The sequence below is a fragment of the Vibrio sp. AK197 genome, from assembly GCF_053903115.1.
This window is the reverse complement of sequence record NZ_CP096430.1, coordinates 68236-80459: the sequence shown is the minus strand read 5'-3', so window position 1 is coordinate 80459 and position 12224 is coordinate 68236. Positions and strand designations below refer to the sequence as shown.

Here is a 12224-nt window from a genome sequence, read left to right as displayed (position 1 = left end):
GGCACTATGCGCTTTACTGATGTTTTCATAAAACGTCCGGTGTTGGCGATCTCAATTAGCTTTTTAATCGCCCTACTTGGCTTGCAAGCGGTGTTTAAAATGCAAGTTCGGGAATACCCGGAGATGACCAACACCGAGATTACCGTCACCACTAGCTACTACGGTGCCAGTGCGGACTTAATTCAAGGCTTTATCACTCAACCTCTCGAGCAAGCCATTGCTCAGGCGGATAATATTGACTTTATGACGTCACAATCGGTACTGGGTCGTTCGACGATTACCGTGACGATGAAGCTTAATACCGACCCAAATGGTGCTCTGGCTGATGTTTTGGCAAAAACCAACTCGGTTCGCTCTCAGTTACCCCGCGAAGCGGAAGACCCAACGGTAACCATGTCGACCGGCTCGACGACGGCGGTAATGTATATTGGCTTTACCAGTAAAGAACTGAATTCAAGCCAAATTGGTGACTACATTGACCGAGTGATCAATCCACAGATGTACGCCGTCAATGGTATCTCCTCGATTGATGTCTATGGCGGCACCAAATACGCGCTGCGTGTATGGCTCGACCCGGCAAAAATGGCAGCGTTCAACATGACCGCCACGGACGTGATGAATGTGTTATCCGCCAACAACTACCAATCGGCGACGGGTCAAGCGACAGGTGAATTTGTACTGTATAACGGCAATGCCGACACTCAGGTTACCACCGCCCACGAACTGCGTAACTTAGTCATCAAAACGGAAAGCAGCGGTAATGTGACCAGGCTCAGTGACATCGCCAAAGTGACGCTCGCCAAAAGCCACGATACCTACCGTGCGACGGCAAACGGCGCAGAAGCCGTAGTACTCGCAGTAAACGCGGCACCCAGTGCCAACCCAATCAATATTGCCCATGATGTTCTTGAGCTCCTACCCGATCTTAAGCGCAACATGCCAAGCAACATGGAAATGAATGTTCTCTATGACTCAACCGTTGCCATTAACGAATCGATTCATGAGGTCATCAAAACCATCGTTGAAGCTGCACTCATCGTATTGGTGGTGATCACCCTATTCCTTGGTTCACTGCGTGCGGTGCTGATTCCCATCATTACCATTCCTCTATCATTGATCGGGGTCGCGATGGCAATGCAAGCGATGGGCTTTTCATGGAACTTAATGACGTTGTTGGCGATGGTACTCGCCATCGGCTTGGTGGTGGACGATGCCATTGTGGTTCTGGAAAACGTCGACCGCCACATTAAAGAAGGTGAATCCCCCTTTCGTGCTGCGATTATCGGTACTCGTGAAATTGCGATTCCAGTTATCTCCATGACACTCACGCTGGGCGCGGTGTATGCTCCGATTGCGTTAATGGGCGGCGTCACAGGCTCGCTGTTTAAGGAATTTGCGCTAACCCTTGCAGGTTCTGTCTTTGTTTCCGGGATTATTGCTCTGACTTTATCACCGATGATGTGTTCAAAGATGCTCAAGCAAACGGCAAAGCCAAGCCGATTTGAGCAATCCGTTCATAATGTCTTGGATCGCATGACGCATCGCTACGAGCGTATGCTGAATGCCGTCATGAACCGTCGTCCAGTCATCATTGCCTTTGGGGTCATCGTGTTTGCTAGCTTACCCGTGCTGTTTAGTTTCATTCCTAGTGAACTGGCTCCAGCCGAAGATAAAGGCGTGGTGATGATGATGGGGACAGGTTCATCCAATGCCAACTTGGATTACCTTGCCAATACCATGGATGAGGTAAATCGCATCTTAAACCAAGAAGATGAAATCAAATATGCACAAGCATTTACCGGTGTGCCAAATTCTAACCAGTCTTTTGGTATCGCCTCATTAGTACCTTGGAGCCAGCGTGAAGCAAGCCAAGAAGAGATAACCAAACGGATTGGTGACTTGGTAAAAGACATTCCAGGCATGGCCATCACCACTTTCCAAATGCCGGAATTACCAGGGGCGGGTTCTGGCTTGCCACTGCAATTTGTTATCACTACGCCAAGTAACTTTGAAAACCTGTTTACTGTGGCTAATGATATTTTGCTCGATGTATCGAAAAACCCAATGTTTGTCTACTCAAACTTGGATTTGAACTTCGATTCGGCAACCATGAAAATCAATATCGACAAAGACAAAGCTGGCGCATACGGGGTGACGATGCAAGATATCGGCGTCACCCTCGCCACCATGATGGCGGATGGTTACGTTAACCGTATCGACCTCAATGGCCGCTCTTATGAGGTCATCCCTCAGGTAGAGCGGAAATGGCGCTTAAACCCTGAATCGATGAATCAATACTATGTCCGCTCAGCAAATGGTGATTCAGTACCACTTGGCAGCCTAATCAACATCGATGTCGTTGCAGAGCCTCGAGCCTTGCCACACTTCAATCAGTTGAACTCAGCGACCATCGGAGCCGTTCCTGCACCAGGTACCGCAATGGGTGACGCCGTCAATTGGTTTGAAACTAACGCGGTAAGTAAGCTACCAAAAGGCTACACGCATGATTACATGGGTGAATCACGCCAGTTCGTGACCGAAGGAAGCGCATTATACGCCACCTTTGCACTGGCCTTAGCCATCATCTTTTTGGTCCTGGCGATTCAATTTGAATCACTGCGTGATCCGTTAGTGATTTTGGTTTCGGTCCCCTTAGCGATTTGTGGCGCTTTGATAGCGCTTGCTTGGGGAGCATTGTTTGGTATCTCGTCAATGAACATCTACTCACAAGTCGGTTTGATTACCTTAATTGGTCTTATCACCAAACACGGTATTTTGATCTGTGAGGTCGCCAAAGAAGAGCAACTGCACAACCAGCTGAGCCGTATTGACGCCGTAAAAGAAGCGGCGAAAGTACGTCTGCGTCCAATCCTAATGACGACGGCCGCGATGATCGCGGGTTTGATTCCATTGATGTACGCTACCGGTGCTGGTGCAGCACAGCGCTTTAGTATTGGCTTAGTGATTGTTTCAGGCCTAACGATTGGTACGCTCTTTACGCTCTTTGTGCTACCTGTTATTTACAGTTACTTGGCAGAGCGTCATAAACCGCTGCCTGTTTTTGTCGAAGACAAAGACTTAGAAAAGCTAGCAAGAATCGATGAAGCCAGAGCCAGCCATCGTGGTTTAAACCCTCACCACGATTAATCACTCAAACGATGTAAAAGGCCCGCAAGGGCCTTTTTTATTTGGCTACGCTTTTTTGACCACAAGGGGCGACTTTCTTCACGCAATTACATAGAATGAAGACAAATTTAAAGGAGTTTACGCCACTATGTTTGACCCAAAAAAACTCGAGCAAATCGCCAAACAGATTCACGAATCCATGCCACAACCTGTTAAAGATCTTGGTAATGATGTTGATCAAAAAGTCCGTCAAGTGATTCAAGGCCAACTAAACAAACTTGATGTCGTAAGCCGTGAAGAGTTTGACGTACAGACGCAAGTGCTACTGCGTACTCGCCAAAAGCTTACCGAGATGGAACAAAAACTTGCCGAGCTAGAAGCTAAGCTCGACGACAAAGCGGCTGAATAAACCATCAGCGTTGTTCTTTTCAATGCAATGCTATTTTCAGCGCAATAAAAAAGGCTAACTCAGCGAGTTAGCCTTTTGTTTATGTTGTGTTTGATTATTATTTTTGACCGTCTGTCTGGTCGATGCCCTATTGATGGCAGATTGCGCGCTTAGCGCGCAATTCTCAATTAACCGCCAACGGCGATGTGTTTCATGTCAGTCATGTAACCGCGAAGCTCTTCACCGATGTATTCAACTGGGTGGTTACGAATCGCTTCGTTCACTTCGATAAGACGTTGGTTATCAACCTGATTGCTCGTTTCACCAAGGCCTTTACCAATCACGTCAGTGCTAACGGCAGGCATAAACTTCTCGCGCAATAGCGGAGTGGCCACGTTTGCGAACAAGTAGTTACCGTACTCAGCAGTATCAGAGATCACCACGTTCATTTCGTAAAGACGCTTACGGGCTACGGTGTTGGCAATCAGTGGAAGTTCATGCAATGACTCGTAGTAAGCAGACTCATCAATGATGCCAGAAGCAGTCATCGCTTCAAATGCAAGCTCAACCCCAGCACGAACCATGGCAATCATCAGAATGCCGTTGTCAAAGTACTCTTGCTCAGAAATCTCAACGTTGCTTTCAGGGTAGTTTTCAAATGCCGTTTCACCGGTTTCTTCGCGCCATTTGAATAGGTTGACATCGTCGTTCGCCCAGTCAGCCATCATGGTGCTAGAGAATTCACCTTCAATGATGTCATCCATATGCTTGTTGTACAGTGGACGCATCAATTCTTTTAGCTCTTCTGAAAGCTCAAACGCTTTGATTTTTGCTGGGTTTGATAGGCGATCCATCATGTGAGTGATACCACCAAACTTAAGCGCTTCGGTGATGGTTTCCCAGCCGTACTGAATCAGTTTACCGGCATAACCCGCATCAACACCTTCTGCAATCATTTTCTCGTAACAAACGATAGAACCCGCTTGAAGCATGCCACACAGAATTGTTTGCTCACCCATCAGGTCAGATTTTACTTCCGCAACGAACGATGACTCTAGACAACCCGCACGGTGACCCCCTGTCGCAGCCGCCCAAGCTTTGGCAATATCCCAGCCTTCACCTTGAGGATCGTTCTCTGGGTGAACCGCAATCAGAGTTGGTACGCCAAAGCCACGCTTATACTCTTCGCGAACTTCAGTACCCGGACACTTAGGCGCGACCATCACAACGGTGATGTCTTTACGAATTTGCATGCCTTCTTCAACAATGTTGAAACCGTGAGAGTAACCCAGCGCTGCGCCTTCTTTCATTAGCGGCATGACCGTCTCAACCACGTTAGTGTGCTGTTTGTCCGGAGTCAGGTTCATCACTAAATCCGCTTGAGGAATCAGCTCTTCGTAGCTGCCAACGTTAAAGCCATTATCTTTCGCGTTTTTGAACGATTGACGCTGCTCGTCAATCGCTGCTTGGCGAAGAGCGTAGGAGACGTCCAACCCTGAATCGCGCATGTTGAGGCCTTGGTTAAGACCTTGCGCACCACAGCCGACAATCACGACTTTCTTGCCTTTGAGGTAATCTGCTTCAGTGGCAAATTCGCTGCGATCCATAAAACGGCAGCGACCAAGTTGGTCAAGCTTCTCACGAAGATTTAGCGTGTTGAAATAGTTAGCCATGGTGGGCTCTCCTTAATGATTCGTCCAGTTAGGTCGGCATGCTTGCCGAATGAATTTATACTAAAACAAGCAGATGATTGCTCAAAGTGATATATTCACAATTAGTCATTGCAAAAATTGCAACACGGAACTCGATTGATGAATATAAAAAGCCTGCAGATGTTTGTGCATCTTTGCGATAGTAACAACTTCAGTAAAACCGCTTCTGCGATGCACGTCAGCCCTTCCGCATTAAGTCGTCAAATTCAAAAGCTAGAACAGGATATCGGCCAAGTGTTATTTCTGCGTGACAACCGCAGCGTCGAACTGACTCAGGCAGGGAAAAAGTTACTGCCCGTGGCCTTAAAGATCATCTCCGAATGGCAGCAGTATCATAGCCAGGCACAAGGGCGCAGTGATGAGCTTAAAGGAGAAATTCGCATCTTCTGTTCAGTCACAGCCAGCTATAGCCACCTACCCCAACTGCTGTCCACATTTCGTCTCCAACATCCGTTCATTGAGTTTAAACTCTCAACCGGTGACCCGGCGAAAGCCATTGACCGAATCTTATCTGATGACGCTGACATCGCTATTTCTGCCTATCCGGATCAATTGCCGTCTCGAGTTGCATTTGAAACCATTAGCGAAATCCCCCTATCGGTTATTGCCCCGATATCCGGCAATAGCTTTGCAGAACCCCTCAACCTTGATAAACCGGATTGGAATAGCCTGCCGTTTATTGTGCCGCAACATGGTACGGCACGCGATCGCGCCAACGCGTGGTTCAAAGCAATGAAAATTCGCAAGCCTAACTTATATGCTCAAGTCTCAGGCCACGAGGCGATCATCAGTATGGTTGCGCTGGGTTGTGGTGTCGGTATCGCGCCAGATGTGGTGATCAACAACAGCCCAGTGCGCGATAAAATTCAGCGTCTGAAAGTGTTACCGATTGAACCTTTTAAACTCGGTGTATGTTGCAAACGATCACAGCTCGAAAACCCGTTGATACAGGCTTTGTGGAAAGTGGCAGAAACCAAATACATCACACCTTAAGCGTGACTTCTTCGACGGCAAAACGGTACAAAAAAGCCGCATTTATCGCGGCTTCTGAAGATTATATGACTCGGGAAAATTGTTGCTGGCGCGCCTTTTGACGCAAATACTTATCAAAGCACATACAAATATTGCGGATCAGCAATCGGCCTTTTAAGGTCACTTGAATACGGGAATCCGTCACTTCAACCAGTTGGTCGTTAACGAAAGTTCTTAGTAGCCCAAGATCCTCAGCGAAATAGCGATCAAAGCTGATATTAAATGCTTGCTCGATTTTGCGTTTATCAAGCGTGAAATTACAGATGAGCTGTTTAATGACTTCACGACGTAATAAATCATCGCCATCAAGGACGAGCCCTTTCCACAATGCGTGGCGCTGCTCATTCACTTGCTGATAGTAAAGCTTGAGTTCTTTTTGATTTTGGCCGTACGCATCTCCAACCATGGAAATGGCTGAAACCCCAAAGCCGATTAAATCGCACTGACCTTGCGTGGTATAACCTTGGAAATTACGATGCAGCACGCCTTCACGTTGTGCTTTTGCGAGTTCGTCATCCGGTAAGGCAAAATGATCCATCCCGATAAACTGATACCCCGCACCGGTTAAGGTTTCGATGGTATGCTGCAAAATTGCCATTTTTTCATCGGCGCTGGGTAAATCTTGTTCTTTAATTTTACGTTGCGCAGCAAACAGTTGTGGCATATGCGCATAGTTAAATACCGACAATCGCCCAGGCTGCATTTTCAGCACCTGCTGCAAGGTTTGTGAAAAGCTCTCTTTAGTTTGTTTGGGTAACCCGTAAATCAAATCCAAATTGGTTGAGCGAAAGCCCAGCTGTTTGGCTTTTTCCACCAGCGCAATGATAAAGCTTTCATCTTGATCACGATTAACCAGCTTTTGCACTTCTTTGTTGAAATCCTGAACCCCAATACTCAGACGGTTAAAACCCTCACTGCGTAGGTGGTCGAGAACGTCTAGTGTGATTTCACGTGGGTCGACTTCAATACTAATTTCACAATCTGGCTCAAATTCAAATTCCGCACGAGCGATAGCCATGATGCGGCTAATTTGAGTGTTGGATAAAAAGGTTGGCGTTCCGCCCCCAAAATGCAACTGACGGACGGCTCGCCCTTGAAGTAAAGAGGCTCGAGTGCGAATCTCGAGTTCAAGCACATCAAGGTATTCATCGGCTTTATGCGAATGGCGAGTCACCACTTTGTTACAGCCACAGTAGTAGCAAAGCTTGTGACAAAACGGAATATGGATATACAACGAAAGCGGCCGGTCTGGATACTGGGTGCAAGCCATATCCAAATCAGAAATGGTGAACACTTCGTGAAATTCCAGCGCTGTTGGATACGAGGTATAACGCGGCCCTGAATAGTTATACTTATCCAGAACGGCTTGATCCCACTCGATTTGCTGACTAACACCGACTTGCTGCAACATAAGCTTTTCCGTTGTGACTGAGGGCAAAAATTACTAAGACATTCCATTTTGCCATAGGTCGAGTCTATTCGATCTGGGGAAAAAACGGATTTATCAATAATAATTCAGAATTGATAAGCGGATCACTCCCTCTAAAGTAGGAGTGATCGCGAAGGTTAAACCATCTGAATATTGATCTGATTATTAAGTGGCTGAACCCGTTTTTGCAACAGTTTCAGTTCTTCAATAATGGCATCATTCAAACGGGTTTCCGCTTTGTGGCGCATCAAATTGTGTTTCATACGCTCTTTTTTGTCCATGTTTTGGCGCTCTTCGCCACGCGGCATGTCTTTCACCAAATGGAACAACTCAGCGGTCGCAGGAAACTCTTTATCGAAATCGACGCGATCATCACCTTGGACATAATCCATGATGTTATAGACTCGAATACTGATTTCCGACAAATCACACTGCCCCTGAATCCCTGCAAGACACAGGGTATTCACGCTATCAAAGATATTGGCGTTGCGCTTTTCAATCGCCAATGCTTTGTGCTGCTCTTGCAACTGATTTTGTTTCTTTAGCTGGAACAGAAGGTAACCTGCGTATGAGGCCAAGCCGAGAATAATGATCCCGCCAATAGTGGCTAATACGGTTACATTCATCATCGTGCTCTATCCTTTAAAGTCGTTAAGGTCCAAATCTTCAAATTGAGAGAGCAACTCATCTTCTGACGACACGTTTTTACGTGAGGCCGATTTCGTCGGTTTAGCGACTGTCTCGACTTCATCTTGCGGTTCGTCATCGTCTTGGTCATCAAACAGACCAAGTTGCTTCATCAATACTTCAATACGATCAAGCTTCTCATTAACGTATTTTTGCAAGCCAGCACCAAGGCTTTCACCATTGTCCAAACGATCGAGCAACACATTAAGTTGCGCGTCATTTTCCAACATCTCTAGCTCTTGCTTAGCATTGAGCTTACGTTGCTGCTTACTTGGTTTCTTCGCCGCTTCCACGACCAACGGAATCTTTTTCTTGCTTCCCAAGCGTGGATCACGCTTCGCAGAAGCATGACGCTGCTCTGCTTGTTTCGCTTCCGAATTACGATTACCGGTTTTCAAGCCTTTCCGTTTTTTCTGCTTTTTACGCTCACGGCCTTCGATATCATCGTTCTTACGGTTGTGCTTACGCGCAAATACGAGATCACCATTGATACCGGTTCTTGATATGCTTTCTCTAGACATTACTGGGGTTTCCTCAGCAAAATTACATCATTGCCTATAAATTCAAGTTCGAGCTTGTCTCGCTCTGCCAGATACTGGAAAGTGGCCCGACTAAAAAACACCACGTGCGTTGGGTCGTTCTTGTAGTGCCATCCAGCAAACGCATCCACGTTGATGACCATTTTGGTCATAAGACCAATCCAGCCACCAGGCTTAACTAAATTTAACCATTGTTGCCAGACTCCGGCGGGATCGTACAAATGCTCGATCACCTCGGTGGCAGTTATAAAGTCGTACGTTCTCTCTAACGCCTGACTCTCAGGATAATAGTAGAGATCGTATAACGACATCGTGTGGCCCTGCTCCTGCAACATCAATGAAAGTGTTGGACCTGGGCCACAGCCAAAATCTAATCCACATGACTTTGGCATCAGGCGCTGTACGAGTGGCGCTGCCACTCGTGACAGAAATCGACGATAGCCAAGATCATTGGGGTCATTCTCATGCAGATCATAGTGCGCTTTTTCGTCGCTGGCGACTAAGCGTTGGTTTGGATCAACGAATACCAACTCGCACTGATCGCACTGCCAATATGCTCGTTGTTTATCTTCAAAGTACGGATAGCTCGTCGAGCTATGACATAAAGGACAATGTTGCATTGAGAGATCCTCTGTATGGGATGCGCAACATACCAGAAATGAACCTTAGAGTGGAGACCTAGTGAGTATTTTCTCGCCAGTTTTGGAAAAAATGCTCGTGTGACGAGCGTCAAATTGTAAATATAAAAAAAGCGATAGGGTTACTATCGCTTTTCGGTGCCAATATTTGGCGAAAACTGGTCACTAAAAGTGCGCCAACATTCCTTTTGTTTTTGGTGCTTTCCTTGCAAAAAGTCGTTTTCCATCATCCTGATGAATTTTGGCTTTCCGTTTTACTTCCTGTATCTAGGTTAACCCTTAACCTGATCCTTTACACTGTCCAAACCATCAGACAAGTCGACCATCCTTGTCCAGCAAGCATCCTACTTGCTGTTTCCAAACTTAAGCAGAGCTTAAGTTAATCCTTGGTAGCCATCGTGGCTAAAATCCTTCGTTTCAGCGTCCTGCTGATGGGAATTACTTTACTCCGTTCGATGCCTTGTACAATCACCGTTCGAAAAAAAATTCGCTTAAAATTCAATCTAACAAATAACTCATTGATTATTAATGAGATTAAATTTCATTATTCGTAAAAACAGTTGTATCAATGGTCGATCTCTTACAAAGCGATCAGTCACTTGCGCTTCCAGAGAAAAAACCTCACGTGAACTCGCTCACAAATAAAAACGCCTCGAACAAAGTCGAGGCGTTGAGAACCGAATAATAAGGTTTTCGATCAGTGCAAACCACCAACGTATTGCGATAAGGTTTCAATATCATCGTCAGTCAGTTTTTTCGCGATATCTTGCATCATGGCATTCATATCGTTACCACGAGCACCCTCACGAAATTTTTCCAGTTGTAACTTTACGTACTCAGCATGCTGACCAGAGATTTTAGGGAACCCAGACAGCTTGGTTCCGTTACCTCGTGGCCCATGGCATGCGATACAGGCGGTCAAACCACGCTCTGCATCACCTGCGGTATACAGCGTTTTGCCTTTCGTAACCACACTTTCTGGTGTGCTATTTTCTGATATAGGAAGCGAGGCATAATACGCGGCAAGATCGGCCATGTCTTGTTTTGACAGTGGCGCCGCCATTGCACTCATCACGGGATCGTATCGACCTTGCTCGCCTTGTGTCGTCATACCCAGTTTCAAATCTTGTAACTGCTTCTCAAGATAAGTGGCATGTTGGCCTGCAAGTTTGGGATAGATGTTCATAATACTGTTGCCATCTGCACCGTGGCAGGCAACACACGTTTGGGATTTGGCTTTACCAGCTTCAATGTTGCCTTGGGCCCACACTGAAAAACTGGCTAATACACTCACAATTAGCGCTAATTTATTCATGACATTCCATTATAATTATCAAGCTTCCAGTACCCCTTAGGGGGATGACTCATGGTACAATAGACGACCTTATGCCGAGCACGGTTATTTTACACAATTTCACAAAGAAGTAATCAATCGACTACACAAAGTCGAGATGGAGTTAACACAGTGAGCGCAAAAATTAATTACCAACACACCCATTTCATCACAAGTGCACCTGACATTCGTCATTTGCCTGAAGATGAAGGCATCGAGATTGCGTTTGCTGGACGTTCTAATGCTGGCAAATCAAGTTCACTAAACACCTTAACTAACCAAAGAAGTTTAGCAAAAACCAGTAAAACGCCAGGTCGAACTCAGCTGATTAACTTATTTAAAGTGACTGACGGCTGTCATATTGTCGATTTGCCGGGTTACGGTTTTGCTCAAGTGCCCATCGAGATGAAAAAGAAATGGCAGAAATCTCTCGGTGAATATTTACAAAAGCGCGAATGTCTTAAAGGTTTGGTGGTATTGATGGATATTCGCCATCCCATGAAAGACCTAGACCAACAGTTGATTTACTGGGCCGTCGATAGCGGTATTCCGGTCCAAGTCTTATTGACTAAAGCCGACAAACTGAAAAGTGGCGCACGTAAAGCGCAGCTGCTCAAAATTCGTGAAGCAGCCATGGCCTTTGGTGGCGATGTTCAGGTTGATGCATTCTCAAGCCTTAAAGGGCTGGGAGTGGATATTCTGCGCCGTAAGTTGGATGGGTGGTTTGCTCCCGCCCTTGAACAGCTCGAGGAGCCTTCAGAAACTCCAGCATCGGATGAACAAGAGTAACCATTACTCAACTATATATTACCGGCCTTTAAAGCTCGCTATCGCGAGCTTTTTGCTTATTAATGGCTTTATTTGCAATAACAGACAGCGCGTTCGGGTTATTCAAATAAAAGTCCCCATCGATGGATGGGGAATGGGAGAGAAGTAAGGAGGTTGTTATTGTTATGCGTTAGTAATCCTTGTTCACTCAGCGCCAGAAAGCAAATATGACATGACAAACCTGTTACTAAGATCCCACTCGCCTTTTCTCTACAACCGCATCATAAAACGATAATAAATCAGTATATTAGTGAAACATTCACACAGATAATGAATTTTTATTACAGAATTGTTTTTACATTCCAATTGACGTTATCAATCAACAGGCTTTTCTGTGAAGAGGAACACATGGATGAGGGAAAAGTCAGAAATGATAAGTAGGCAAATGATTTATATAGGATTTTTTATTTAGCACAATAAAAAACGCCCCAGTCAAAAGCTGACTGGGGCGGCTGAATCAGCCTAATCCAATAACGTGAAACAAAAGGTCTGAAAGATAGAACATCTTACCT

At 45.9% G+C, this 12224-nt stretch carries 11 protein-coding genes; 4 read left to right on the top strand and 7 right to left on the bottom strand.

The features are described 5' to 3' along the window. Nucleotides 1-6 precede the first annotated feature (6 nt). Nucleotides 7-3147, top strand: coding sequence for a multidrug efflux RND transporter permease subunit (locus tag M1D72_RS07480; protein WP_390196761.1), 3141 nt, complete (start codon nt 7-9; stop codon nt 3145-3147). A gap of 127 nt (nt 3148-3274) precedes the next feature. Continuing rightward, on the top strand, nt 3275-3535 hold the full coding sequence (ubiK, locus tag M1D72_RS07475) for a ubiquinone biosynthesis accessory factor UbiK (RefSeq protein ID WP_390196758.1): 261 nt from the start codon (nt 3275-3277) through the stop codon (nt 3533-3535). Between the two features lie 167 nt (nt 3536-3702). Here ubiK and ilvC read toward each other — a convergent pair whose 3' ends face one another. Further along, a complete protein-coding gene (gene ilvC / locus M1D72_RS07470) occupies nt 3703-5187 on the bottom strand; it encodes a ketol-acid reductoisomerase (RefSeq protein ID WP_390196755.1) in 1485 nt (494 codons plus the stop codon). A 138-nt stretch (nt 5188-5325) separates the two neighbouring features. Here ilvC and ilvY point away from each other — a divergent pair, with 138 nt between their 5' ends. Next, nucleotides 5326-6219 carry an HTH-type transcriptional activator IlvY gene (gene ilvY / locus M1D72_RS07465; protein ID WP_390196752.1) on the top strand — a complete coding sequence of 298 codons (894 nt, stop codon included), beginning with the start codon at nt 5326-5328 and terminating at the stop codon, nt 6217-6219. Nucleotides 6220-6280: 61 nt separating this feature from the next. On the opposite strand, the gene hemN is transcribed toward ilvY, so the two are convergent. The 5 genes from hemN to M1D72_RS07440 all read right to left on the bottom strand — a co-directional run bounded on the left by hemN (nt 6281) and on the right by M1D72_RS07440 (nt 10866). Next, entirely contained in the window at nt 6281-7669 is a 1389-nt protein-coding gene (gene hemN / locus M1D72_RS07460; RefSeq protein ID WP_390196749.1) for an oxygen-independent coproporphyrinogen III oxidase, read from the bottom strand. Nucleotides 7670-7824: 155 nt separating this feature from the next. Beyond that, nucleotides 7825-8313 (bottom strand): DUF2489 domain-containing protein, encoded by a 489-nt coding sequence (locus tag M1D72_RS07455; RefSeq protein ID WP_456297367.1) that lies wholly within the window; start codon nt 8311-8313, stop codon nt 7825-7827. A gap of 9 nt (nt 8314-8322) precedes the next feature. Further along, entirely contained in the window at nt 8323-8895 is a 573-nt protein-coding gene (gene yihI / locus M1D72_RS07450) for a Der GTPase-activating protein YihI (protein WP_390196746.1), read from the bottom strand. Continuing rightward, nucleotides 8895-9533 carry a class I SAM-dependent methyltransferase gene (locus M1D72_RS07445; protein WP_456296515.1) on the bottom strand — a complete coding sequence of 213 codons (639 nt, stop codon included), beginning with the start codon at nt 9531-9533 and terminating at the stop codon, nt 8895-8897. Before M1D72_RS07445 ends, yihI begins: the two co-directional genes overlap by 1 nt. 715 nt (nt 9534-10248) lie before the next feature. Further along, on the bottom strand, nt 10249-10866 hold the full coding sequence (locus M1D72_RS07440; protein WP_456296514.1) for a c-type cytochrome: 618 nt from the start codon (nt 10864-10866) through the stop codon (nt 10249-10251). Between the two features lie 150 nt (nt 10867-11016). On the opposite strand from M1D72_RS07440, the gene yihA reads away from it, so the two are divergent. Continuing rightward, entirely contained in the window at nt 11017-11673 is a 657-nt protein-coding gene (gene yihA, locus M1D72_RS07435; RefSeq protein ID WP_390196737.1) for a ribosome biogenesis GTP-binding protein YihA/YsxC, read from the top strand. Nucleotides 11674-12169: 496 nt separating this feature from the next. On the opposite strand, the gene M1D72_RS07430 is transcribed toward yihA, so the two are convergent. Further along, entirely contained in the window at nt 12170-12217 is a 48-nt protein-coding gene (locus M1D72_RS07430; RefSeq protein WP_438356636.1) for a hypothetical protein, read from the bottom strand. Nucleotides 12218-12224: the final 7 nt, after the last annotated feature.